29 protein-coding genes are annotated in these 23,791 nt (G+C 63.1%); 10 read left to right on the top strand and 19 right to left on the bottom strand.

Annotated elements, in window-relative coordinates:
• Together Q319_RS0115740 and Q319_RS25680 are read right to left on the bottom strand one after the other, a co-directional pair.
• Positions 1–710: hypothetical protein (locus Q319_RS0115740; protein ID WP_029483427.1), on the bottom strand; the 710-nt coding region annotated here is incomplete at its 3' end.
• Between the two features lie 46 nt (positions 711–756).
• Positions 757–1,362, bottom strand: coding sequence for a hypothetical protein (locus Q319_RS25680; RefSeq protein WP_156039391.1), 606 nt, complete (start codon positions 1,360–1,362; stop codon positions 757–759).
• 496 nt (positions 1,363–1,858) lie between these two features.
• On the opposite strand from Q319_RS25680, the gene Q319_RS27260 reads away from it, so the two are divergent.
• Positions 1,859–2,125 (top strand): hypothetical protein, encoded by a 267-nt coding sequence (locus Q319_RS27260; RefSeq protein WP_156039390.1) that lies wholly within the window; start codon positions 1,859–1,861, stop codon positions 2,123–2,125.
• 365 nt (positions 2,126–2,490) lie between these two features.
• Here the strand turns inward: Q319_RS27260 and Q319_RS0115720 are convergent, their stop codons facing one another.
• Complete coding sequence (locus tag Q319_RS0115720) at positions 2,491–2,745, bottom strand: WGxxGxxG family protein (RefSeq protein WP_029483424.1); 255 nt, start codon at positions 2,743–2,745, stop codon at positions 2,491–2,493.
• 580 nt (positions 2,746–3,325) lie between these two features.
• Between Q319_RS0115720 and Q319_RS0115715 the strand changes: the two genes are divergently transcribed.
• Positions 3,326–3,862, top strand: a complete 537-nt coding sequence (locus Q319_RS0115715; protein ID WP_029483423.1) for a hypothetical protein — start codon at positions 3,326–3,328, stop codon at positions 3,860–3,862.
• Positions 3,863–3,918: 56 nt separating this feature from the next.
• Here the strand turns inward: Q319_RS0115715 and Q319_RS0115710 are convergent, their stop codons facing one another.
• The 8 genes from Q319_RS0115710 to Q319_RS0115675 all read right to left on the bottom strand — a co-directional run bounded on the left by Q319_RS0115710 (position 3,919) and on the right by Q319_RS0115675 (position 10,831).
• Positions 3,919–4,329: a hypothetical protein gene (locus Q319_RS0115710; protein WP_245619292.1), complete on the bottom strand. Its 411-nt coding sequence runs from the start codon at positions 4,327–4,329 to the stop codon at positions 3,919–3,921.
• Positions 4,329–4,640, bottom strand: a complete 312-nt coding sequence (locus Q319_RS0115705; protein ID WP_156039389.1) for an HNH endonuclease — start codon at positions 4,638–4,640, stop codon at positions 4,329–4,331. Before Q319_RS0115705 ends, Q319_RS0115710 begins: the two co-directional genes overlap by 1 nt.
• Before the next feature lie 17 nt (positions 4,641–4,657).
• Positions 4,658–5,182, bottom strand: coding sequence for a hypothetical protein (locus Q319_RS0115700; RefSeq protein WP_051655458.1), 525 nt, complete (start codon positions 5,180–5,182; stop codon positions 4,658–4,660).
• A gap of 22 nt (positions 5,183–5,204) precedes the next feature.
• Positions 5,205–5,489, bottom strand: a complete 285-nt coding sequence (gene yidD / locus Q319_RS0115695) for a membrane protein insertion efficiency factor YidD (protein WP_029483419.1) — start codon at positions 5,487–5,489, stop codon at positions 5,205–5,207.
• Between the two features lie 78 nt (positions 5,490–5,567).
• Positions 5,568–8,714 carry a DNA polymerase III subunit alpha gene (gene dnaE, locus Q319_RS24685; RefSeq protein ID WP_034415414.1) on the bottom strand — a complete coding sequence of 1,049 codons (3,147 nt, stop codon included), beginning with the start codon at positions 8,712–8,714 and terminating at the stop codon, positions 5,568–5,570.
• 2 nt (positions 8,715–8,716) lie between these two features.
• Entirely contained in the window at positions 8,717–8,959 is a 243-nt protein-coding gene (locus Q319_RS0115685) for a hypothetical protein (RefSeq protein ID WP_029483418.1), read from the bottom strand.
• Positions 8,956–10,197 carry a DNA polymerase Y subunit UmuC family protein gene (locus Q319_RS0115680; RefSeq protein ID WP_029483417.1) on the bottom strand — a complete coding sequence of 414 codons (1,242 nt, stop codon included), beginning with the start codon at positions 10,195–10,197 and terminating at the stop codon, positions 8,956–8,958. Before Q319_RS0115680 ends, Q319_RS0115685 begins: the two co-directional genes overlap by 4 nt.
• Positions 10,198–10,201: 4 nt before the next feature.
• Entirely contained in the window at positions 10,202–10,831 is a 630-nt protein-coding gene (locus Q319_RS0115675) for a LexA family protein (RefSeq protein WP_029483416.1), read from the bottom strand.
• A gap of 96 nt (positions 10,832–10,927) precedes the next feature.
• On the opposite strand from Q319_RS0115675, the gene Q319_RS0115670 reads away from it, so the two are divergent.
• The 3 genes from Q319_RS0115670 (at position 10,928) to Q319_RS0115660 (ending at position 13,138) form a co-directional block, all read left to right on the top strand.
• Positions 10,928–11,263 (top strand): DinI-like family protein, encoded by a 336-nt coding sequence (locus Q319_RS0115670; RefSeq protein WP_029483415.1) that lies wholly within the window; start codon positions 10,928–10,930, stop codon positions 11,261–11,263.
• Positions 11,264–11,312: 49 nt separating this feature from the next.
• Positions 11,313–11,984 (top strand): Type 1 glutamine amidotransferase-like domain-containing protein, encoded by a 672-nt coding sequence (locus Q319_RS0115665; protein ID WP_029483414.1) that lies wholly within the window; start codon positions 11,313–11,315, stop codon positions 11,982–11,984.
• Positions 11,985–12,097: 113 nt separating this feature from the next.
• Positions 12,098–13,138: a serine hydrolase domain-containing protein gene (locus tag Q319_RS0115660; protein ID WP_029483413.1), complete on the top strand. Its 1,041-nt coding sequence runs from the start codon at positions 12,098–12,100 to the stop codon at positions 13,136–13,138.
• A 245-nt stretch (positions 13,139–13,383) separates the two neighbouring features.
• Here the strand turns inward: Q319_RS0115660 and Q319_RS0115655 are convergent, their stop codons facing one another.
• Positions 13,384–13,872: a hypothetical protein gene (locus Q319_RS0115655; protein ID WP_051655456.1), complete on the bottom strand. Its 489-nt coding sequence runs from the start codon at positions 13,870–13,872 to the stop codon at positions 13,384–13,386.
• Between the two features lie 171 nt (positions 13,873–14,043).
• Between Q319_RS0115655 and Q319_RS0115650 the strand changes: the two genes are divergently transcribed.
• Positions 14,044–14,679 carry a helix-turn-helix transcriptional regulator gene (locus Q319_RS0115650; protein WP_029483411.1) on the top strand — a complete coding sequence of 212 codons (636 nt, stop codon included), beginning with the start codon at positions 14,044–14,046 and terminating at the stop codon, positions 14,677–14,679.
• Between the two features lie 151 nt (positions 14,680–14,830).
• Here the strand turns inward: Q319_RS0115650 and Q319_RS0115645 are convergent, their stop codons facing one another.
• Positions 14,831–15,946, bottom strand: coding sequence for a hypothetical protein (locus tag Q319_RS0115645; protein ID WP_156039388.1), 1,116 nt, complete (start codon positions 15,944–15,946; stop codon positions 14,831–14,833).
• A 10-nt stretch (positions 15,947–15,956) separates the two neighbouring features.
• The gene (locus Q319_RS0115640; protein ID WP_029483409.1) at positions 15,957–16,868 is read right to left on the bottom strand and encodes a tyrosine-type recombinase/integrase; all 912 of its coding nucleotides are present in this window, start codon (positions 16,866–16,868) and stop codon (positions 15,957–15,959) included.
• A 366-nt stretch (positions 16,869–17,234) separates the two neighbouring features.
• Here Q319_RS0115640 and Q319_RS0115635 point away from each other — a divergent pair, with 366 nt between their 5' ends.
• Positions 17,235–17,651, top strand: coding sequence for an ester cyclase (locus tag Q319_RS0115635; RefSeq protein WP_029483408.1), 417 nt, complete (start codon positions 17,235–17,237; stop codon positions 17,649–17,651).
• 156 nt (positions 17,652–17,807) lie between these two features.
• Here Q319_RS0115635 and Q319_RS0115630 read toward each other — a convergent pair whose 3' ends face one another.
• Positions 17,808–18,665, bottom strand: a complete 858-nt coding sequence (locus Q319_RS0115630) for an alpha/beta hydrolase (RefSeq protein ID WP_034415412.1) — start codon at positions 18,663–18,665, stop codon at positions 17,808–17,810.
• A 160-nt stretch (positions 18,666–18,825) separates the two neighbouring features.
• Here Q319_RS0115630 and Q319_RS24680 point away from each other — a divergent pair, with 160 nt between their 5' ends.
• Positions 18,826–19,029 carry a hypothetical protein gene (locus Q319_RS24680; protein ID WP_034415410.1) on the top strand — a complete coding sequence of 68 codons (204 nt, stop codon included), beginning with the start codon at positions 18,826–18,828 and terminating at the stop codon, positions 19,027–19,029.
• Here the strand turns inward: Q319_RS24680 and Q319_RS25675 are convergent.
• Positions 19,004–21,148 (bottom strand): PAS domain-containing protein, encoded by a 2,145-nt coding sequence (locus tag Q319_RS25675; protein ID WP_051655455.1) that lies wholly within the window; start codon positions 21,146–21,148, stop codon positions 19,004–19,006. The two genes, Q319_RS24680 and Q319_RS25675, sit on opposite strands and share 26 nt — an antisense overlap.
• 192 nt (positions 21,149–21,340) lie before the next feature.
• Positions 21,341–21,538, bottom strand: coding sequence for a hypothetical protein (locus tag Q319_RS0115620; protein ID WP_029483405.1), 198 nt, complete (start codon positions 21,536–21,538; stop codon positions 21,341–21,343).
• A 469-nt stretch (positions 21,539–22,007) separates the two neighbouring features.
• Here Q319_RS0115620 and Q319_RS0115615 point away from each other — a divergent pair, with 469 nt between their 5' ends.
• Positions 22,008–22,394, top strand: coding sequence for a helix-turn-helix domain-containing protein (locus Q319_RS0115615; protein ID WP_029483404.1), 387 nt, complete (start codon positions 22,008–22,010; stop codon positions 22,392–22,394).
• A gap of 98 nt (positions 22,395–22,492) precedes the next feature.
• Here Q319_RS0115615 and Q319_RS0115610 read toward each other — a convergent pair whose 3' ends face one another.
• Together Q319_RS0115610 and Q319_RS27945 are read right to left on the bottom strand one after the other, a co-directional pair.
• Positions 22,493–22,933: an anthrone oxygenase family protein gene (locus tag Q319_RS0115610; RefSeq protein ID WP_029483403.1), complete on the bottom strand. Its 441-nt coding sequence runs from the start codon at positions 22,931–22,933 to the stop codon at positions 22,493–22,495.
• Positions 22,934–23,120: 187 nt separating this feature from the next.
• Positions 23,121–23,285, bottom strand: coding sequence for a hypothetical protein (locus Q319_RS27945; RefSeq protein WP_162178663.1), 165 nt, complete (start codon positions 23,283–23,285; stop codon positions 23,121–23,123).
• Between the two features lie 139 nt (positions 23,286–23,424).
• Here Q319_RS27945 and Q319_RS27940 point away from each other — a divergent pair, with 139 nt between their 5' ends.
• Positions 23,425–23,781, top strand: coding sequence for a winged helix-turn-helix domain-containing protein (locus tag Q319_RS27940; protein ID WP_162178662.1), 357 nt, complete (start codon positions 23,425–23,427; stop codon positions 23,779–23,781).
• The last annotated feature ends 10 nt before the right edge of the window (positions 23,782–23,791 follow it).

Genomic DNA, 23,791 nt, shown 5'->3' with positions numbered 1-23,791 from the left:
CCCCACTCGTAGTACCCCATGACCCAGCCCGGCATGAACGCCTGGAGCAGCTCCCTGGCCCGCTCGGCCAGCCGCAGTGGATCGGTCTCCGTGCCGATGGCCTCGGTCAGGTCCATGAACGCTTCCAGGGCGTGCCGCCGCTCCTGGGCCAGGGCTTTGCGCTGCTGGGCGCTGTACAGCGCCTGACACGCCGCCGTGAACAGTTGCCGCTGCTGCGCGGTCCACACGGGCTGACCCACCAGACCCACCACGAGCAGTGCAGCAGGCTGATTCCTCTGGAAGAACGGGGCCACGCCCGCCGCCTGAAACTGCTCGGCATGCGGCATGCCCTGCTCTGCCGCGTTCCAGTGGTCAAAGACCTGCGGCGTGCGGGCGGCCACCGTCTGGGCCAGGAACGGCGTGTCCAGAGGCAGCCCAACCCGGAGCAGCGCCATGAACTCAGGGGGGACCGCGTCGCTGACCACCTCAGCCACCCAGCGCTCGTCCTGGCGCGTGAAGTAGACCGCCAACAGGTTGGGGATGCTGCGGCGGAGCACGCCCCCGACGTGGCGCGCCAGCGCGGTCAGGTCATCGGTGGTGGCCGCGGCCTCACTCAGGGCCACAAAGGTGGACAGCACCTCGTTCTGCTGCTGGGCGACGGTGAGAGCATGATGGGCCTGGGCCAGTTCATCAAGCAACGCGCCCGTCGCCAGGGGACCAGGGTTTGACATTGCCTGGCACTATAGGGCGCTTCCTAGACGGTGGTCCGCGTGTTGTTCACCCCCTCGTACTCTTGAACAAGACAGAGAGCCACTGTCCCAACCCAGCCGGACGGGGTAGCAGCGTCTCGCCAAAGGCGTGCATCATCACCCGCATGCGCTCGGAGTCGTACACGCTCTGATCCTCCAGGGTGGACTGCACGGTGTTGAGCGAGTCCCAGATCTTGACCAGCTCGTCACCGACATCGGGGGCAGACGTCGTTGCTGGTGGAGTTGGCGCAGGAAGCTGCCGCAGCCCACTGACCTCCTGACGCAGCGCGCTCAGCTCCAGATGCTGGGCCTCCACCACCTCGCGCAGCCGCCGGAGTTCTTGCAGGACCTCTCCCAACACGTCTGGCTCAATGGGAACTGTGGGCAGGTCCACCGGCACTGGAAGGTCACCTCCCTCGGCGATCATCTTCAAAGCTGCCTCCAGGCTGGCGACGCGCCCCGTGCCGAGCGCCTGATGGGCATCCTGGGGCCAGCGGCGGTGGCCCCGGTCATCCCTGGGCAGCGGCTGGAAGACGCCCTCATACACCAGCGCGATGCGCCGCACCGAGGGCGCGCTGACGCCGAGCACCTGTGCGACTTCAGCCGAGGTGCAGAAAGTGGTCTCCTCATCCACAGCCTACGCCGCCCAAGCGCTTGGCAAGCGCCGCTCGATGGTTTGATCACCGCTTGAGCAAGCGGATGCCCGGCAGCGGATGAAGCTCCGGACACCACCCCAGCACTGGCCTACTGCACGCTATAGCGAACGCCTGAGTTGTCCGTCATCGGCTTGCACAAACGAACGTTTGAGCGCCGCTTTTAGCGACCTGATGGGAGGCCACTTCTGGTGTTGCAAAAACCGGTTGCACAGCGAACTACGCTGGCAACATGTTTTCGCAACCTGACTGGCTGAAATTCTGGCCTTCGCCAGCGCCGGCTTTGGCCCCAACACTTTTCAGGATGTTCTTGTGAACGAGCAGCGAGCGCTCGAGGATCAGGGGGGCTGTGCAGGTCTCCATTCACGCTGTTACAGCTTGCGAAGGGACTTCTGCATGTCGGAGTGCGAGGATGCCGGGGCGTTGGCCGAAGGCGTGCCCCGGCAGGCGCGTTGTCGCTGGCTTTGAAGCTGAGGTATGGGCGGTGCCGCTGGTCAGTGCGCTCGCGACAGCGCACAGGTGGGCGGGCTGGCCCTACACTCCGCGCTGGAGGTGCAGGAGGAAGGCGCGGGCCTCCGCCTCAAGTTTGGCCAGTTCATGGACCGTCTGCATGTTCGTACAGTCAACGTAGAAGGACACGCACTTCGACAACGCGATGGGGTGGGTGTCGCAGTGGGCTTTGATCCATGCCTCAGTCTGCTGAATGGCGGCAACTGTGGCCTGCCGCTGGTGACGGACCTGTAGCAATTGCTCCAATTGGCTCATGCTTTATCTTAGAGCCAGAGGTGCTTCAAGCACTGCATTTGTCAGACGAGAGCCGGACAAGTCGCGATGCACCTGTACGACGAACTGCTGGCCGAGAACGCCTCTGTCGAGAGCCGCGCCGGGGCGAGTTGCGCGCGTTGGGAGCGACGCTCCGGCGCTCTGAAGCAGACTGGCAGGAGGCACCAGGCTGCGGAACGCTGGCGGTGCTGGCCGGGAGTGCAGGCAGTGGGTGAGCAGGGCGACGCACTCCGCACGTCTGCGCGATCTAGCAGAGTGCGGCAGGCGCTTGATCGCCTTGCCATCCAAAAACAGGCGGCCCGGAGACCGCCTGTTGGTAAACATCATTAGCGATGCTGCGTTGTCGTTTGATCTCGGTGAACGACAGTGGGTGCTGGCCGACGGAGGCCCGCCAGGCCGGCAAGCCCCAGGAGGCCGAGCCAGCCCCAGTCCATGCCATCGTCATCGTTCTGCGTGGTCACCGTGGTGCCCGTCGTCGTCGTGTCTGTTGGGGTGTCCGTCGTGGTGTCCTGTGCCAGAGCAGGCATCGAGGCAAGGCCGAAGGCCAGCACCAGCAGACTGATTTTCGCTTTTTGTTTCATGGGTCAACCTCCTGCGAGAGTGTGAATTCTTACGCTCACATAACATCGCATACCTGACCGTTTTTCTTGGTAAAGCCGCTGTTGACTTAGACCTAACCTCATCTTAAGAAATAGAAATGCTTTACCTGGACAAATTCTGAGCTGTTCGGAAAGTCACTTCGATCTTGGGTCAGCTCTTTGGCGCGCTGTCCCATTTGAATCCTCCCGTTTGCAGGTCTGAAAAACGTCGTGTTTCTGGCGGCTTGATGCTGTCCCGGTTGAAGTAGAGCTCGATCGGGACACAGGCCGCTCAGTAGGCAGCGTTCCCAGTGCAGGGCTGGCTGAAGCCGAGAAATTTGAGCCTTCTTTTCCGCTTATCGTAAGAGGGCGCACGCATCTTGTGCTGACCCCGAGCTGGAGGGTGTGACCGAGGACGAGGCTGCCTACTGGCTGGACGTGGAGTTTGTCGAGCCGTGTCCAGAGGGGCGGGCGATTTGATTCATCATGAATCGGTGGGGAAAGACCAATCCTCTGGGAAGAGACCTCGCTCATCTTGTGCCTCAGAGCGGCCAGGCGTGACCTGAAAACGTAAACTGGGTGTATGAAAACGGCGAACATGGCATTCGCACTTGCTCTCGTCGTCACAGTCAACCAGGCCAGCGCAGTCGATCTGTGGGGCCTCCTGGGCAAAGGCGACACCACCCTTCCGGGTGGAAACGTGGTGTATCAACTCAACAATGCCGCCGGAGTCAGCGTCGATGTGGGCCTCGACTTCGGTGAGCTGATGGATGGTGGATATACCTCGCTCCAACTCACCGCGTTCAAGTTCTCAGGAACGCTCAACGCTCAGGAACTCCAGTTGTTCGCCAGCAATGTCATGCAAATTGCGGCGGCCTGTTTCAATACTGACCCGTCTCGTGCGGCGGCCATTCAGTCCTGGATTTCGTCCAGCGACGCCAGAGAAGAAAACTTCTATTACACGGCTGGGACGCGCTTCGCCGAGAAAAGCTTTGGCCCGCTGCAACTGGCACTGGAAAAGAGATCAAACGGGAAGGGGCGCTCCATGACTGTTTATCTTTCCAGAAAGGGAGTGCCTGGACAGGCCCCGTGGATCAAGAGCTGTTCTGCTTCCGGCTGAGCGTCAAGCACGAGGCCGTTCATGCGGTGGGATCAACGAGGATGGCGGAACACCCTTCACCAGCGCCTGGCCCGCCTCGCCATCTGAGCGCCCATCAACAGCCCTGGAAGTGCGGGCAGCGTGTAGAGCAACACGAAGCCCGCCAGCGTGGCGCTGCCGAGTACGAGACCAAGTGGGCGACCCAGCGCGGCGGACAGCGGACTGCCCAGCCACGCCACCGCCGCCCATAGTCCGCCATCCAATCCGCTGTTCTGCACGGTTAGAGCCGCCCAGCGCGCCCCGAGCAGCAGGGCTGTCTGAAACGCGAGGGCTGGGAGCAAGACCACCACAGCCCGCCAGCCCGGGGCAGCCCGCCCCGCGAGGCCGCCCAATAAGAGTGGTCCCAGCAGCGGCACCCAGCCCACCAGCACAGCCACCAGCATCATCATCAGGGCGTGAATCCACAGTGGCCCCTGTCTGCGATTCATCAGGGAATGACGCTCTCGAACAGCGTGCCCCGTCGGTCCTGCGTGACGTCCTGGAAGAGTTCGGGGAACAGACTGGGCATACCGCGTCTGGCGCAGCGCAGGTGATACTCGATATGGGCGTGGTACCGCTGGCTGGGCAGCACCAGCAAGTTAGCTGGATCGTTGTTGGTGCTGTCGCCGTCCCGGTGGTGAACGATCTCGCCAGGGGCCAGCGGGCGGGCCAGCATCTGCTCGGCCAGCACGCGGTGCAGGGAGCGGACCTTGCCCGCCTTCCTGTCTTTGACCTTGCGGTAGACCTTGCGCCGACTCACTCTCTGTCTCTCCTGGGCTACTGCGACAAGTCTTTACTTCCATCCGCTGGCCAGCGCCGTGCAGTCAGGGCAGACACCAGCCCTCCGGACAGATACCAGCCTACCGTCAGCAGCGGCGTCATGGGAGAACGTGCTCCTGGCTGACGGCCCAGTCCCAGGGGCTGGGGCAAGACGACGGCCCCCACGCCTGCGGCCAGGCCCAGCAGGCCGCCGCGTTTCCACGCGCCCTGACGAGCACCCAAACCTACTAGGCCGAAGTACAGCGTGTTAGAGAGCAGATCGCCCAGCAGGGTCCAGCGGTAGAGCGACGCTCCCTGCGGTGGGGTGACCCCCACCGCGTCCAGCGATCCGGCCAGGGCGCGTTCGCCGATCACCTCGATGCGCGGCGCGTGGGGCAACACCCGGCGCACGCCTTCATTGAGGAGCGTGACGGTCACGGCCCCAGCCAGGCCTACCAGGCCCAGGCGGATCAGACGGGTGCGGCGGAGCTGGGTTTCGGTTGGGACTGCGGCAGATTCAGCGGAACGGTCATTATCAGGCATGGGCATCTCCAGAAAAGAGGGGTTATCCGCAGCGAAACGGAATAGGCAGTGGGCCACAGCAGCACACGCCGCGCACGCGGGGGCCGCCCGTGACTTGCAGGTGGCCGTAAGCCTGGCGACAGGCCGCCAGACGGGCCGTGATGGCGGGCAGGCTCAGGCCCTCCGTCCGGATGGTCTGGGCGATGGCGGCAGAGCAGGACGCTCCGCCGTAAAAGGCCGCGTGGGCACAGCGAAAGCCCTTGTGGGGCGAGAGCCAGCGCTGGTAGAGCGCGATGCCAGCTAGGGCGAGGGTATCGGTGGAAAGCATGGCCTGAGCCTAAAGGGACTGAGGCGTAGCGCAGTTGAGGAGGGGGTGAAGGGATGACCGGAAAACCAGAAGGATCACTCAATCCGCTGCACTGGCCCAGTTGCCCAGCGGCAGTTCGCTGAGCCGCCGGACTTTGACTGTCACGGCCCGCCCTTGCACCGTCGCCTCGCCCTGCACGATCAGCGCGCGGGCGTCGCGCAGCAGGACCCGGTGCGCCTCCCACAGATCGGGGGAGATGATGGCCTGGACGCGGGTGGAGGCATCCTCCAACACAAAGAAGGCGAAGCCCTTGGCCGTGGGGGGGCGCTGCTTCGTGACCACCAGGCCCGCCGTCCACGCTTCCCGCCCGTGGCGCAGCCCTGCCAGTGGCACGCAGCCCAGGTCACGCAGGCGGGCGCGGTGGGCGTCCAGCGGATGACGCCCTGACTCTGAAATGCCCTTGGTGTCCAGATCCAGGAACAGCAGTTCGTCTGGGGAAAGGGCGGACAACTCAGGCGATTCGGCCTGGGGACTGAGCAGACCGCGCATCCCCGGCTTTCGCGTATTGGCGATGGTGTGCAGCACGTAGTACGCCTCGCGCCTGTTCTTCTGTGCGTCTACTGCGTCAAACGCTCCAGCTTTCGCCAGCGTGTCCAGGGCGTCGCGCTTGATCTCCACGCGGTCATAGAAATCCTCGACGCTGGTGTACTTGCCACCCGTCAGGCGCTCCTGAACGATCTGCCGCGCCGCCGTCTCGCTCACACCCTCAACGACTGAAAGGGGCAGTCTGACCGTTCGCTCGTTCTCGGCCCGGTACGACATACCTGAGCGATTGATGCACACGCCGCGCAGGGAGACACCCCAACGCCGGGCCTCGTGGCTGACCGTTGCTGGCGGCCATAACCCTGGCGCTTCGGTCAGAAAGCCCGCGAGATAGGCTGCAGGGTGGTGCTGGCGCATCCAGGCGCTGGAATAGGCGTGCTGAGCGAAAGCGTGCGCGTGTGATTCGGCAAAGCCGTAGCCTCGGAAAGCGGCACAGGTGGCGAACATCTCCTCGGCTTCCCAGGGAAACGCGCCAGTGGTCAGCGCGGCTCCGGCGGTGAAGCTGTTCTTCAACTCTTCCAGTTCGCTCTCGTCCTCGGTCTTGCTCAAACGGCTGCGGAATCGATCAGCGTCCGGCCACGAGTATCCGGCGTAGTGGACAGCGATTCTGAGAATCTGCTCCTGAAACATCAGCGTGCCGTGCGTCGGGGCGAGAATGGTCCACAGGGGTTCGGGCAGGTCTGGTACGGCCTCCTCGCCCCTGGCCCGCCGGACGTAGGGGTGGACCGTGCCGGACTGAATTGGCCCCGGCCTGACCAGAGCGATCTGGTGCGCGAGCTGGGTCATGTTCTTGGGCTGCAATCTGGCCGTCATCTGGACCTGAGCCGGGCTTTCGATCTGGAAGATGGCGAGGGTGTCCCCGCTGGCGATACGCTCCCACACGGCGGGATCGTCGGGCAGATCGCCGTACTCCACCCACCCCCCTCTCAGACGCATCACCTCTTCTCTGGCGCGTTCTAGGGCGGCCAGCATTCGCAGGCCCAGCAGGTCCAGTTTGATCAGACCCAGCTTCTCCACGTCGTCCTTATCGAAGGTCAGCATGCGGATTCCCCCACTGGAACGGGTCAGGGGCGAATAGTGCGTGAGTGGGCTGGCGCTCAGGACCACACCGCCGGAATGGGGCGCAAGGTGGCGCACGAACCCCGGCTCAATCTTTTCCAGCAGGGACAGCAGGGCGTCTTTGACTGGAGCCTCGCCCAGCACCTCGCGGAACACCACGTCGGCCTCCCTGGCCCGGTGGGGGCGGCTATGGCGGTAATCGCGGCCTAGCGCGCGGCTGAGACGGTCTCGCAACTCTGGCGGTAAGCCCAGAGCGCGGCCCAGATCCTGCACGGCAGAGGGCAGACGGTAGGTGATCTTGTTCGCCACCATCGCCTCCCCAGTCCCCTCGCCGCCCCAGCGGGCCTCCACCCACGACAGCACCTGATCTCTGCGGCTGGAAGCGATGTCGATGTCCACGTCGGGCATGGATGCGCGCCCAGTGTGCAGGAAGCGCTCAAACAGCAGGTTGTGCTTGATGGGGTCTGAGAGGGTGATGCCCAGCAGATAACACAGGACGCTGCCTGCCGCCGATCCTCGTCCAGCCGCGAGAATCCCATGTTCCCGGCAATAGTCCGTGACCTCCGCTGCCGTCAGAAAGAACCCGGCCATCTCCAGGGTCTGCACTGTGGCGAGTTCCTGCTGCAGCCGGGTAGACGCGGTCTCACGGACGTCTGGGGTGTACCGGAGGGGCAGGGCTGCATAAGCGCGCTCCTCCAGGGCCTCCTGTGGCGTCTGGAACACCCGCAGTTTTGGTTCTGGGGCGTGCAGCCGTTCGGGACGCAGGTCCAGGGCACAGACCTCGGCCAGCTTTTGAGCATTCAAGAGCGCGTCCGGGAAGGGCAGCAAGCTACCCCAGTTCCCCGGTGTGCCGACGTGGCGGGCGTCGTTACGCGGGCGCTCGGAATGCGGCGTCTGCACGTCAATGCCCAGTCGGGCACAAGTCAAGGCGTCGAGCAGTGGATATTCGTCCTGGCTGCCCATGTTGATTTCAGGGGCGGCCACCGTGGGCAACTCCAGATCGCGGGCCAGGCCGCGCAGATACTCCAGGCGGCGGCGTTCGTTGGGCGCGCTGCCATGAAAGAGCTGCACATACAGATCGAAGGGGAAAGACCGACGCAGGGTTCGCAGAAGCGAGGCCGCCCGCGCAATCTCCCGTTTCTCTCCCAGCATCGTGGGGAAGCCCTGCCGCCCGCCCGTCAGACAGGCCAGGTGATCGCCCCGACTGGCGGCCTCCTGCACGCACTCCAGAGGCAAGCCGTCCGGGGTGGTCAGGTGAATCTGAGTGACCAGTTCGCACAGCAGGGCGTAGCCTTCCCGGTCCTTCGCCAGCATCACTAGGGGAAAGACCTCGTGGGCTTCTTTGGATCTGGGCGAGGTCGGGAACAGCACGGGCAGGGTCACGCCGATCACAGCGCTGATTTGCGCTTCCCCAGCGGCTTCGCACAGTTCCACGGCTCCGGCCACGCTGCACCAGTCGGCCAGGCCCACGGCGCTGTACCTACGCTCTTTTGCCAGCCGCACCAGACGCCGGGGGCTGACCGTGCTGCGGCCCTCGGAGAAGTAAGACTGGCAGGCCAGCAGGGCGGGCAAGGGGCGCTGCATGCTCAGTCCTGAATCCGGGCCAACCACCAGACGTTCCCGCCGTCCTCACAGTGGAGTTCGGCCACCAGTTCGCCTGCCTGCACCAGATAGCAGTCCCGTGGGGTCTCACCCAGCCACCAGCGCCCGCCGTAGCGCCACCTGTCCAGCACGCCCTGGATGGCATAGACCCGGCCCGCCCAGAGCAGCCGCCCCAGCTCGCCTGCAGGCGTCAGGCTGACCGTGACCGCCTGCTGAACCGCTTTCATGGGCTGACACCCTCGAAGAAGGCCAGCGTGCGTTCCACGGCCTTCTGGTGGGCCTGGGTCAGGGTCAGGGCAGGCTTCCAGCTTTGTCGGGGCGTCATGGGCATGTAGTGCACCAGGCCCGTCAGCCAGTCCACCCATTGATAGCGGGCGTCGGTGGCGTAGGCGAAGGGATCGAGCCACTCCACCCTGACCAGCGCTTCGGGGAAGCGGTCCAGCACATCTCTTGTCACCTCAAGTTCAGCCAGAGACGCCCACAGGCCCACCATTCGCCCTGGCTGCTGGACACCGGAGAGCTGGACGGTCAGCGCCTCCACCCCCAATGGGAGTGCGCCAGTGTCGTTTAGAGCCAGTCCAGCAATCCGCAACAGGCCCGCCGGGTCTGGGCTGCCCTTGAGTTTGCGCGTGGCGCTCAGTCGTCCGCCCAGGGTGTCCGCCTGCACGGTCAGGTAAGCAGCGGCGCGGCCCCGCAGTTCGGTCAGGATGGGCGGCAGCAGTTCGGAGAAAATCACGTCCGCCTCGCTGGGTTCGTACAATGGTGAATCCAGCCCCATACGCGCCTCAATCACCCGTCCTGGCACATACTTCTGGACCACCATCGTGCGTTCGCCTTTGAGAAAGCGGTTGACCCGTCTGCCCACATCCACGCCTAGAAACGCTTCCCGCCGCGCCGCGCTCCATTTCATCAGATCCGCGAGGCCGCGCACCCCCAGAAAGGCCAACCGCTCGATGTGCGCCGGGGTCAGCCCGATCACCTCCAGATGGAAAGTGGGCGTCAGCGATAGGAATGCCTCCTCCACGCTACCTCCCCATGCATCACGAACTTCGCCGGGCCTGGCGCGCAGGGCAGCCAGGTGAGCGACTTCCAGACTCTCAGCCAAGCCGACAGGGGCATACAGTGCAGCAGCCAGTTCCCGCGCTGCTGGGAGGCTGAGCTTGAGATAGACGGTCCCCGGCGTCCGGCCCTCCACCCGGTCCGAGTACCGCGCGTAGAGCGTTTCGAGCAGTTCTGCCCAGGCGGCCAGCGCGGACGGCGCTGTAATGACTTCAGCATGAAGCTCGGGGCAGCGGCTCAGCGCAGCGATGTCGCGCATCCCAGGCTGCACGCCTGCCTCTATCGCCTCTGGACTGGCGTACAACACTTTTCTGGATTCGCTCAGGGCGGCCACCGGGACGCCAGGATGCTGACGGCCCAGCAGGATCAGCGGCCACGGTGAGAGATTCACGCAGGCCAGTGGCATCTTTCTAACTCCAGCGGGCGCTGACACGCGGCACGCCCACCCCTACCCGGCCCACCATCTTGCCCTGCACCTGCACCTGTTCCGCCGGATACGTCATGCGCGGGATGTCCGGGTTCTCCGACATCAGGATGATCTGATCATCAAAGTGGTACAGCCGTTTTAAGGTGGCCGCCTCCTCACCCGGAATCAGCACCACCACCACCTCGCCGTCGTGAACCTCCTGGGTGGGCCGCACGATCACGTAGTCGCCGTCCAGCACGCCCACCCCTGTCATACTCTCCCCCCGCACGCGCAGCAGGAAATCGCCGTTTCGCATATCCAGCAGAGTTTCCAGGCTGGGCGTGTAATCGTCGGGGGACTGCTCCGCCAGTCCTGGCGGACCAGCAGCAATCGAGCCGTAGATCGGCAGGCCATGTCCCAGGGCCACCTTGGCCCGGTCCGTGGCGATCAGCGGAGCGTACCGCTCCACACTCGGTTCCAGATAGCCCAGACCTCGCAGGATGCCCGCCTGGAAACTCACGGCCTGTTTGCTGACCCCCACCTGCGCGGCGACAGCGCCCAGGGTGGCGTTGACCCCGAGCTGGAGGGCGGCGTTCAGGATGGCGGTGCGGGTGCGGGTCAGGTCTGGGGGCATACGATTTACCTCGGCACTTGATGGACATCAAGAAGATGGTGACAGCTTGCACCATTTCTTTGTCTCGTGTCAAGATAGCCATGAGGTGAGCAACTAATGACCGAGCCTATTGAGGATCAGCAGGATTCAGAAGCCACTGGTTACACGCGCCAGATCGAGATTCGCATGGTCTTCCCGGAGAAGATTCGCTATGAGAAGGGCAAGGCGGTCAAGGAACCAGGGCCGGACCCGGAGAGGGTCATCGCAGCGCTGCGTTCAGAAGTGGAGCGGGGCGTGCAGGACAGGTACGGCGAGGAGACGCAAGTGATCTTCCGGGTGGCGCAGGCTCCGAGCATCCGGGTGACGGGGCAGTTCGGGGAGAAGGTGGCCATCACGGCAGCATTCGTGCAGGAAGTGCTGGACGGCGCATTCGAGCATCTGGTGGTGGAGTAGCGCACCATCGCACTTTTCGGCTTTCCACCACACCACAGGGAGAGGAACGATGAACTTTCTGCTCACTTCCGCTGGGATTTCTAATCCCAGCCTCCACACTGCGTTGGTGGACCTCCTGGGCAAGCCGATAAGTGAGGCCAGCGCGCTGTGTATTCCCACGGGCATCTACCCCTTCCCCGGCGGGCCTGTCATGGCCCACAGGTTCATCAGCGGCACGACCACCAGTCCCATGTGCGAACTGGGCTGGAAGTCGCTGGGCGTGCTGGAACTCACGGCCCTTCCCAGCATCGACACGGCGTACTGGACCGCAGCGGTTCAGGAAGCGGACGCCCTGCTGGTCAACGGCGGCGATGTCCACTACCTGTACCGCTGGATGCGGGAGTCTGGACTGGCTGATCTCCTGCCGTCGCTGCGCGAGACCGTCTACGTGGGGATCAGCGCGGGCAGCATGGTGACGGCCCCGGTGTTCGGAGAGACGTACGACAACCCGGAGCAGCCTTTCGTCATCGAACATGGGCTGGGACTGGTTGACTTTGCAGTGCTGCCGCACCTGGATCACGAGGACCACCCGGAAAGTTCTGCGGCCAACGTGAAACGAATGGCCGCCGAGGTCCCCGTGCCGACTTACGGGATTGACGATCAGACCGCGATCAAAGGAGTTGATGGCACCATCGAAGTCGTCTCTGAGGGCCAGTGGAGACTCTTCACTCCCACAACCTGACAAGAACTGTGATGAGCTTGCAGGAGAGGGGCAACGCTACGCGAACTGATGTTCTAGTGCTTGCGTTTGACACTGCGGCGTGGTTGCTGGTCAATGGGAGATAGGATTGAGTTATGTCATCTCTGAGGCAGAGCGTGGCGCGGTTGGCCCAGGAGAATGACTTCTCCGGCGTCGTGCGGGTAGATCAGCATGACAAAACCCGGTTGGAAGAGGCGTTTGGACTGGCGCACCGGGGCTACGGGCTACCGAACACCCCACAAACGCATTTCGCTCTGGCCAGCGGCACCAAGACCCTGACCGCCCTGACAGTGCTGTCGCTGGTGGCCGACGCAACACTGGCGCTCTCGACTCCGGCACGGGAGCTGCTGGGTCAGGACTTACCGCTGGTAGACGACGCCATCACTGTCGAGCAACTGCTGGCCCACCGCTCAGGCATCGGCGATTACTTGGACGAGGACGAGGACACCGACTACAACGCTTACCTCATGCCTGTAGCCGTCCACCTGCTCGACAGCACCGAGAATTACCTGCCTGTGCTGGACGGCCATCCCATGAAATTCGCGCCTGGCACGGAATTTGCCTACTGCAACAGCGGTTACGTGCTGCTGGCTCTGCTAGCTGAGCGTGCGACTGGCCTTCCTTTCGCGCATTTGTTGCAAGAGCGCGTCTGTCAACCTGCCGGGCTGAGCCACACCGCTTTTCTACGCTCCGATGAGCTGGCTGGGAACGTGGCTGTGGGTTATCTGGAACCGCCTCATGTTGAGCGCAGCAACGTGTTCCACCTGCCCGTCTGCGGCAGCGGTGATGGTGGTGTTTATTCCACCGGGGCCGATATTCATGCGCTTTGGACGGCCTTTCTGGCGGGCCAGATCGTGCCGCCGCATCTGGTGGCGGCCATGCAGCACCCCCACAGCGTCATGACGTCGGGAAGTGCCTATGGTCTGGGGCTGTGGCTATCGCGGGCAGACGGAGACGGACACAGACAGGAGGTTGGCATGCAGGGGATGGACGCAGGCGTGTCGTTCAGCAGTACCCACCACCTGGACAGTGAGATCACCGTGACCATGATCTCGAACACCGCAACGGGAGTCTGGCCGCTAACCCGGTGGCTGACCGCCGAGCGACTGGCCAGTGAGCTATTGCCTCCGAGATGAAAGCGAGCATCGGTCAGAACCTCCGGTAGTCCAGGAGTCGGGAATGTAATTGAGGCGGTGGCCTCCACTAAAGTCATTCATGGCTGCCCCAGTCAGGTTAGGGTCTTAGACCCCCGACAGGCTACTGTCAGACAACTTAAGAAAAGACCCTAATCTGACGCTTTTCGGCCCTCGTCCTGACGTCCAGTTGGGGTATACCCCAACCTGACAACGAAGGGGCGAAGAGTAGCGCACCACGTCCGCCTTTATTCCTGGGCAGGCAGCCCCGGGTGTTTCGCTGGCGATTGAAGGCCAGACAACAGGGCCATGCCCACGCCCATGACCAGCATGGTGAGTACCCCGTAAGGTGCATAAATATGGCTGCTTAGAAAGGAGACGCTGCTGAGCATCACAAGAAGTGCGCCAGGCCAGAGACGCAGACCATGTCGGACCATCAGCAGGCCGCAGGTCAGCAGACTGGCCCCCAGAAAAGCCCACACGCCCACGGCAGCCAGCGCGTTGCCCTCCGCAAAGAGCAGCCGAATGGCCAAGGCGTCCTGACCCTGCAACGTGAGGCGGCCCGTGCCCACGCCTGCCAGCACGTCCAGCGCCCCGTAATACACGATGTACACGAAGGCCAGCACACGGGCCACCCAGGCCAGCACGCCGGATAGGTTGTGGCCAGAGACGCCCGACAGCAACCACCACAAGTTGACGCCAAGCAAGGGAAACACGGGCATGAGCGCCAGGTGCATGGCCGTCCAATGCGGGGCCGTGTCTGCGCGGAGGTGGTGTGGATGCGTCAACCCAACACCTGCCAGGATTAGTGGGGCCAACATCAGCCCGGCCATAGTCCATCCGCGCTGGGGCGTTAAAAGGGGTAGCGAAGTCGGCATGAAGAAAGGGTCCCTGTAAACTGAGGTGAGATGCAACGGCCCGCCTCACCTGCCGAAGTCGTGACCCTCTCCGACGTTCGCGCCGCCCAGGTGCTGCTGGACCGGGAGGCCCGCACCTGGTTCAGACCTTTCTTTGGACGCCCGTCCACCGTGTCAGAGGCCGCCCGCGCTCTGGGCAGGCCGGCCAACTCGGTGTTGTACCGGGTGCGGGCGTGGCAACGTCTGGGTTTACTGACCGTGGTGCATGAAGAGCGCCGACGTGGGCGAATCATTCGGCACTACCGTTCGGCGGCGGATCACTTCTTCATTCCACAGGCCCTGACGCCCGCCCGTGACCTGACCGAGCTGCTCCGGATGATCAACGCGCCGTATCTGGAACTGTCGTATGCCAGCCAGGTCGCTTTTGCCCAGCGGCTTTCCCCGGATTGGGGCGTGCAATTTGCCCACTGGGGTGAAGTGGTGGGAGCCACCAGCCCAGGCCAGATCTGGCAGGCAGATGCAGCGTCCCAGCAGGTGCTGCTGGACCACTTCTGCTTTCCCCAACTTGACCAAAAGGACGCGCTGCGTTTTCAGGCCGAGTTGCTGACCCTGCTGGACCGTTACGGTCAGGACACGGGTCACACCACTTACATCTGTCATCTGTCGCTGGTAGCTCTGACGAAATGAAGCGGATCAGTGATGGTGGCTGTCCAATTCCCTTCCAGTAAGTGGCGTTACCAGATACCGGAACGGGCTATTGATCGCGGACACATCTCCCTGTGACCTCGACACTCCCGGATTTTCCCGGCTGGGAGCGTCTGATCGTCATCACGCAGGTTTACACGTTCTCCTGCACGCCTCTGGCTCTGGACGCCGTTGTTCTCCGGCCCAGACCCAGGGTTTGTCCTTTGCTGAAGTCGCGCTGCATCTTCAGCCGGGTTGCCTCGGCTGCCGCTTTAAAGTCGATCAGCCCCGCTTCAATATTCTCAAGGGTCAACTCAGCCTGCTCCGTCTCAGGAACACTCTGGGGCTGTACGGGAACCAGACGGTAGAAAGCCGCTTCCTGGCACAGCTCCTCGTACCGGGCGTTCACCTCACCCGGCATCCCCGCTGGATTCAACTGACACACCAGCAGGTATTCTAGGAACGTCGGCTCTCCACGGTCCGCCACGGGCAGCAGCATCCCGGCGTAGAAGCGGCTGTATGCTCGCCAGGCTGCGGCCAGAGACCGGGCAGCCCAGTGGGCGATCTCCGGATGGTGGGCATGCAGCTTCTGGATGTCCTCCCTCGGCAACACACTGCGCCCGTAGCGTTCCGGGTCCAGAACCAGTACTGGGCGTACCAAGTCATATAGGCCCCGCGCAAAGCAGACGACGCGTCCCTGGGCTTCCCAGCGCCGGAGCGTTTTCTGGGTCTGTTGCCGGGCCTGTGCGGAACGGGAACCATAGATCGCTTCAGCCAGACGGTCCACCGTCATCGGCCATGCAGCCTGCCGCGCCAGGTGCCAGTCCATATCTATGACGTTTGCTTTGGTGGCCAAGCTCAGGGCGGGAGAAGACCCCAGGTCTTCTCCCCTCACACGGGGGAGCATGTCTACAGTCGAGCATTGCATCCCTGCCGTCAGGTGCTGCTGCCCGTGCAGGAAGTGACGGGCATCATCGAGATGAATGTATGGAGGTGCGGTGCGTCCCTGGCCCTGCTGGTACGCGCTCTGGAGGTGGTGACGCCGCACCCAGCGCTTCAACCCCATCAGGCTCACCGCAGACAGATGCGCCAGGTCAGCGAGGCTGACCCAGACATATTGAGCAGAGTGAGGTCCGTAGAGATGGAATGCAGCCTCTTCGAGGGTGCATTGCAGTTCTTCGGCGACGAATGCGGGACTCAGGGGTCCGTAGACGCGGTGGAGTTGACGGAGATGCTCTTGGGGCGGCAGAACGCTAGAAGTGTGGGGCATGATCAAGCCCTCAGAGTACATCCGGCAAGCTTGCTGCCGCCTGTGCCAATTGTTGTGCTTTGACCCGCCCATAGATGGCCGTCGTCGCTGGATTCTCATGGCCAAGAATGGTTCCGATCTCGTGGAGGCTGCGGCCCTGCTCGACGAGTGCGGTGGCGAAGCTGTGGCGCATCTTGTGTGGGCTGACCTTCGCTGGGTCCAAGCCTGCACGGATGGCCGCCGCCGTGGTGGCCGCCTGCATGGTGCGGATGGCGAACGGATGGCCTCGCTGCGGCCCGCTCAGGTAACTCCAGACGTGGGGACTCGTCGGGTGGCCATCCACCTTCCGCACCTTCAACCACTGCATCAAGGCCCGCTGAGCTATTCCAGAGAGCGGCACGGTCCGTTCCTTGTCGCCCTTGCCGATCACCCGCACGCTCACAGGTTCGCCATCGCGGTAACCGATACGGTCAAAGGTCAGGCTCAGTACTTCCGAGATTCGCGCCCCGGTGCCGTACAGGAAGGCGATGAACGCCCAGTTCCTCAGCCCTTTCTCCAGGTTCTTGTCGCTGTGGGCAGCGTTCAACAATTTGGAGATGTCTGGCGTTTCCAGGTACTTGGGATGGCGCTGGGGTAGCTTGGGCCGCTTGATCTCGCCCGGCGGATTGCCGATACCAGGAACGTGCTGGATGTCCCGCAGGAAGGCCCAGAACTTGAACCAACTGGCCAGCAGACGGTGAACGCGGTGCGGTTTGGGGCGAATGGAGGCCAGAAATCCGCGTAGGTTTGTGGCGGTGATTTCCTCCCAGGCGCGCGGCTGATCGTACTCATCGTCCAGCCAATTCCGCAGCATCTGTACGTCGGCCACGTAAGCGCGCACCGTGCCGGGGCTGCGGCGTTCCTCGATCTCCAGGTAATGATGGAAGGCTTCAATGTGGTTCATGGGTGCCTCCGGGGATGCGAGAAGTCGAGGCGGGATGGCTAACCTGGCTCAATCCTGCATGCTTCTGCATGAAAATGGTATTTCACGCAGAGGAGATTTGGAGAGCCGGGATAAGGGAATTCGTGCGGCTAGACGGGCAATGTGCATCGGCGGCAGCTCTGACAGATGGCGGCTCCAAGATAAAACTGCGTGAAATATACCCAAAGCCGCGTGAAATGGCAGAAATTCAGACGGTTCATCCGTGATCCGTCATGGCTCAGAATATCTGCCGACACCCACCTCCCAAGCCTGGAGGCACGGTCCTTTCTTACAGGGCCTTTATCCCTTTCGATCAGACCGGGCCAAGCGACATGCGACGATACCAACATGAGCCAACAAGACAACATCGCCGCCACCCAACGTTTCGGGGAACTGGTCAACACGGGCAAGCTGGACGGCTTCGCAGAAGTGGTTGCCCCCAACTCGGTTGACCACGATCCAGCTCCCGGCCAGGTAAACGGCCCGCAGGGATTCACCATGTTCTTCACCATGATGCGCTCGGCCTTCCCAGATCTGCACATTGACGTTGAACACATGGTTGCCGACGAAGACAACGTGTCCTTCGCCTACACCATCACGGGCACCCACCAGGGTGAGTTCATGGATATCGCGCCGACGGGCAAGCAGATCAAGGTGCGCGGGATGCAGATTGGCCGCTTCGAGAATGGTCTGATGGTGGAGCGCTGGGGCAGCAGCGATGAACTGGGACTGCTCAAACAGCTTGGAGCCAGCGTCACCGTTTAGAGAGAATCGAGAGCAGCGCCATTTCTGGCGCTGCTCTCTGCCGAAAATGCCCGCATTGCGTCAGGTATTCAGCCAGGCCCTCGCAGGTGATGCGGCCCGCTGGGCGGTCCTATCGGCGCAAGCACGTTGTCCTGCCCAGCATTCAACCTTCCCAGCTTATTTGGGCGACACCATGACTGGGCGGCTCACGGTGCGGTACATGTACTTCATGGCGTCCCCGATGGTGGAATCCCACACGGACCAGACATGCGCCCCGTTCACGATCCGCAGCTCTGCGGGTTGCTTGGCCGCGCGCAGACGTTCGTAAAGTCTCGTGGCCTCCATCTCGATGTTGAAGTCGTCATCATCCCCCGAGTTGATGTACATCGGAACAGCCATTTTCTTCGCCAGGAATTTATCCCACAGGGTGGGATAATTCAGCGCCGTCCAGATGGCCGGGTCATAGGTGTTCTCTCCAAAGACGCCGACTCGCCGTGCCGATGATGTTTCAGGTACCACGGGGTCATAGATGGCCGGGCTGAGCAGGGCCGCCGCCTGGAACAACTCCGGTTTCAGCAGGGCAAAGCGCAGCGCCCCGTAGCCGCCCATCGAAAGCCCTGCGACCAGGCGGCCATTGCGTTCCTTGATGGTGCGGTACTTGCTTTCCACGGCGGGCATCATGTCGTTGAAGAAGGCCGACTCCATGCGCTCCTTGCGGTCCACATACCAGGTGGTGCCCGCCGCAGGCATGATGATGATCGTGGGTGGAATCTCGCCGCTGGCAATCAGCGCGTCCGTCGTGGCCTGGATGTGCCCCTGGACCGCCCAGTCATTCTCGTTGCCTCCGTTGCCGTGCAGTAGATAGAGCACCGGATAATTCAGGCCCGAGGTTTCATACCCGGTGGGCAGGTACACCGTGTACGTCCAGTCCCGCGCCAACTCTTTGGACGGGAGACTGGCACTCACGACGCTGCTGGCGCTGGCCCCCAGAGAACATGCCAGCATGAACGACATCATCTGAACTGATCTGCGCATAGGTTTTCCCCCAGTTGTTGAGACCTGGATCATAAGGAATCTCGGCTCAGAAAATGCGGAGCTGACCTTTAGCTCCCACTTATTCCAGAGGGAAAGAGATGGGCGGAGAACGATGCTTCCAGGCACAAACGAACCTTAGCCTGGTGATGAAGGTTTCCCTGTGATCACACTCTTTTTGCCTACCCCAGCGGATATCCGGGCCGCCCGCCTTCAGCTTGAGCAACTGCGCGGGCCGTCCCATACGCTGTCCAGCGCTGCCTCGCCCCGGCTAACCGAACTGCTCGAAGACCTGCTGGGCCAGCTCGCTGCTCCGCACTTCATGCTTTGCCTCTCCTCGATCAGGGCGCTGTTTTGGGCAAGATGAAACCAAACGTGGCCCCCGCCCCCGGCTGACCTTCCGCCGTCATCGTCCCCCCATGCCGGGTCACGATCCGCCGCGCGTTCGCCAGACTGACCGCAGCCCCCTCGAAGTCTTCCTGGCGGTGTAAGCGCTGGAACATGGTGAACAGCTTGCCCTGGTACTGCGGGTTGAAGCCCACCCCGTTGTCGCGCACCAGGATCGCCCAGCTCTGTCCCCGGTCCTCCGCCCAGACCTCAATCCGTGCCTTCTCCCGGCCACGGGTGTACTTCACGGCGTTGTCCACCAGCGCGGCGATCACCCGGCGCAACAGGTCCGCATCCCCTTTGACGGTAGGCAGATCGCCGATCTGCCACTCGATCTGGCGTTGCGGCTGGACCACGCCCACCTCGTGACGGACCGCCGTGAACAGTCGCTCAAGATGGACCCGTTCGGCGCTGAGCGGCTGACGCGAGGTACGCGAAACGTCCAGCATGCCGTCGATCAGCATGTTGAGCGTGGACGCCGCCGTCGAGACGATCCCAAAGTACCGCTCCGCCTTCGCATCCAACGGTGTCGGCAGCTCGCGGCGCAGCAGCTCGCCAAAACTGATGATGTGCCGGACCGGGGTCCGCAGGTCATGCGAGACCGAGTACGTGAACGCCTCGAGTTCCTCGTTGGCGGCCTGCAGCTCGGCGTTGCTGCGGGTCAGCTGCTGGTTGCTGCGGCGCAGTTGCTGTTCCGCCGCTTTGCGGACGGTCACGTCGCGCATGGTGACCACCGCCCCGAGCGGCTGTCCCCCGGGGGTAAAGATCGGCCTGCCACTGGCGAGCAGCTGCCGGGCCAGACCCTGACTGGCCCCCTGATTGGGCCGAATCACCATCTCGACGTCGCTCAGGCTCTCGCCCTGCCACGCCCGGTACAGCGGCACCCGCCGGGTGGTCATGGGCGTCACGCCGTCTCCCTCGAAGAGGTCGTAGTGCCCGGCCCACTCCTCGGCGGGCAGCGGTGAGGCGTCCAGGCCGTGAAAGGTCCGGGTGGCGTCGTTGAACAGGGTCAGCTGGCCGTGCTCGTCACAGGCCACCAGGCCCTCGGACATGCTCTGCATGACCGCCTGCAAGAACGTGCGTTCACGGCGCAAGACGCTGTTGAGCGACTCCAGATCCGCGCCACGCTCAGTCAGTTGCTGCAGGTCTTCGGCACGTTCCAGGGCGAGGTTCAGGGCGCGGCCCACCGCCTGGACCAGCGCCCGGCCTGCACCCGTCCACTGACGGGTCTGTGTCAGACCGATCGACAGAATTCCATGGACCTCACCCTTCAGCAGCAGGGGATAGTTCACCGCCGTGCCGTAGGCCTCGGTATACGGCACCCCTTCCCGCTCGGCATCCCAGGCGTCGATGAACACCGCGCCCCGGGTGGCCAGCACCGGGGCAAACATCGGCAACTCGGCTGGGAAACCGGCGGTGATCACGGCCACCAGGTCAGCGGGCAGATGATCACTCCAGACCCGGGCTTTCCACCGCCCGTCGTGGAATTGGTAGTAGCCGACACTGGCGTCGCTCAGGTGGGCGCACAGCACCACGCTGGCCTGCCGGGCCAGTGCCAGGACGTCGGTTTCTGTGCCAACCGACTCCACGAAGGCCACGAAGGCCGCCTGTGCCTGGGCGTCCTGAAGGGTCTGCCGCGTCCGTTCCGCGACCTGACGTTCCAGGTCCGCGTTCAGCGCCACCAGATCCAGCTCGGCCTGTTTGCGGGCGGTGATGTCACGCGACACGGCCAGCAACTGCTGCACCGCACCCTGCTCATCCAGCACTGGAGCGACCCGGACCTCCCACCAGCGGGGTGTGCCCTTGAACGTCCTGCCCTGCCCCTCGAAGGTGCTGCGCTGCCCGGCCCGCGCCCGGTCCAGGGCGGCCTCCACCTGAAGGCGGTCATCGCCCTGCCAGAAATCGGGCCACAGCAAGTTCCGGCAGACCTTGAAGTCGTCGATCTCCATCGCCTGCTGGCCGTTCTCGTTCATAGTCAGGAGCCGGGCGTCAAGGTCTAACACCTTGATGCAGTCCGCACTCTCCCGGGCGATCAGGCTCAGCAGGGCGGGACCGAACGGTTCAGCGGACGGAGCGGACGCTCCGGGAGTCGTGGTCATCCGAGGTCCTCCCGCAACGGGCACCAGGACATGCCGACGGGAGGTGGTGGACCAGCACAGCGGCGGGGGAACGGGGAGTTCTGTCGGCACGCCATTTAACCCCCATGTTAGCGTGGATTGGAGGACATGACCTGAGCACAAAGGAAAAAGCGACCCGGAGGCCGCTTTGATTCGTACAATATAGGGCGGTATTCAGCCACTGTCAATTTCATGCAGCTGATGAGCCAATTCCCACTGCTCCTCAATCCTCAATCCCCCCCCCGTCACTTCCGCCCGGAACGCCGCGTCCTCGACATAGCGCAGGATCAGCGCCTCCAGCACGTCCTCCATGCGGATCTTGTGTCCCTGCTCCTGCACCTCCAGCAACTGCCGTTTGAGGGCGTAGCGCACGCTGGGGCGGATGCGGGTGCTGAACGTCTCGCGCTTCTCGCCTGCGGGCTTGTCTGCTGCTGGGGGGGCCGCCGCCTCTACCTGCTCGGTGGGCGTGGCCTCCTTCTCTACAAGGCACCCCGTTTAGGGCCTGATGCTGACCACGGAAAGCTCCTCTGGGATGGCAACGAGACGAATCCATTCGCTCCTCAACCTGAACAAGCCATGTTTTCTGTTCGGCTTTGAATCATCTTCTGCGCTCAAGGTGCAGCACATCGAAAAGACAGCTTCTGGTCGCTGAACCCCATAGGCTCAGCACAATGGCGGTGTCGCTTCCCAATGCACGTAAAACGCCCTCCCAGACGGCCTGGATGCTGGCTCGCTCAAGCCCTAAACGGGGTAAGGCATAGAAGAGACCCACCGCCGAAACGTCTTAACTCTCATTTCGTTCGTTTCGTTCGGCGTGTAGACTGCGGGTGGAGGCCACGCTATGACCACACCTTTCTTGCCCACTCCAGCCGACACACAGGCCGCCCGCCTTCAACTGGAACAACTGCGTGGCCAGTCCAGTGCTGCCTCACCCCGACTGACCGAACTACTGGAGGATTTGCTGGGCCAGCTCGCGGCGGGCCGCGCCGTGCAGGTCACGGCGCTGGACACTGAGATCGGTACGCAGCAGGCCGCCGAGCTGCTGGGCGTGAGCCGCCCCTATCTGGTCAAGCTGGTAGAGGCCGGGGAGCTGCCCCACCGCAAAGTCGGGCCGCGCCGTCGCCTGCACCTGGAAGACGTACTGGCCTACTGGACGCGGCTGGACCAGACCCGCCAGGACGCCATGCAGGATCTGGCTGACGATCTGCAAGAGATGGGCCTCGATTGACGCAGCTTTCTTCACCGCGCCCAGTGGCCATCTATGACGCCAGCGTTCTTTACCCGTCGCTGATACGCAACCTGCTGACGCACCCCTGGGTCTGGGCTTCAGAGTGAGAACATCGCCAGCGATACGAAGGCCAGACCGCCCAGTCCCGTCCGCAGCGGGTGCAGGGTGGACCAGCGCCGCCGGACCTCCTCACCTTCGGGCAGCGGCTTCAAAGCGTCATAGCTGCCGAGCTGAACATTGAGGGGCACCATCAATCGCACGGTGATCAGCACGTCGGCCAGCACCAGGGCAAAGGCGATCAGGGCAAGCCAAGCGCGCCCGGTGCCGAAGGTCAGCGCGACAAGCCCCAGACAGCACACCATCAGCGTCAGCAGCAGCGGAGGCATCATCCGCCGGAACAGCGCGTCGCGCGGCTGATGCATCTGCAAGTAAGCGCTGAGGCCCACGCCCCGAAGGTAAAAGCCTTCCAGCAACCCTGCAACCAGGATGCCTGCGTTCAGCCCCGCTAAAACGGTCCCCACCACCCACAGAAGATTCATGGTGTCTCCTTTGACCAGGATTCTCAACACGACGCTCTAGCGCCGCTTCACCGTACACCCGCATCCGCTCTCCAAACACCGAGCGACGCAGTTCCTCTTTACTGACCGACGCACAGGTGAAGGGCAGGAACTGGGGCTTGGTTGACGGGCTGCCCCTGACTCAGGTCACGGACAGCCTGGCCCAGGGTTACGGCTTGGCCGGAGCTTCCAACACCTCATACGTACATTTGAACGCCACCGCATCGACGTGGTAGGTGTCATCAGGATTGGCCGGGTCCTGAACGATGCTGTCGCCGCGCAGAGCCAGCATCTGCTCATACGGACTCCGAATAAAAAGCGTAGACTGGAGCATCGCCAAATTCTATTCAGCCATCACCTTTCGCCACAGTGCCGCCGACTTCTGGGAGGTGTACCGGGCCAGTCGAAGTGCTGTGGAGCGACGACGGGCGCAATTCTTTGCACTGCTGGCCGAAGGGCGAAGTGAGAGCGAGGTGTTGAGCATCACGAAGTATGCGGTGACGAGCGCCCGTGACGCGATTGAGCGCTATCACCGCCTGGGGTTGGCCGGGTTGCAGGACGGACGACAGCAGAATGTGGGAGCGCCCAGGATCTTGACCGATGACGAGCAGCAAGTTCTTGCTGCTCGACTCCAGGCAGACTTTGAGCAGGGCCAGGTCTGGGACGGCGCGCAGCTTCAACGCTGGATCAAAGAACAGTTTGGCAAGGACGTGTATCTGAGCCGCACCTATGAATTCATGCGGGCCGCCGGCTTCTCCCCACAACAGCCCCGCCCACAGCACGTTGGCGGCGACGATGCCGCCAAGGAAGCGTTCAAAACAAAGTCTTAGTGGAGCAGCT

The organism is Deinococcus marmoris DSM 12784 (assembly GCF_000701405.1).
GTDB lineage: Bacteria > Deinococcota > Deinococci > Deinococcales > Deinococcaceae > Deinococcus > Deinococcus marmoris.
This window is presented reverse-complemented; position numbering and strand designations above follow the sequence as displayed.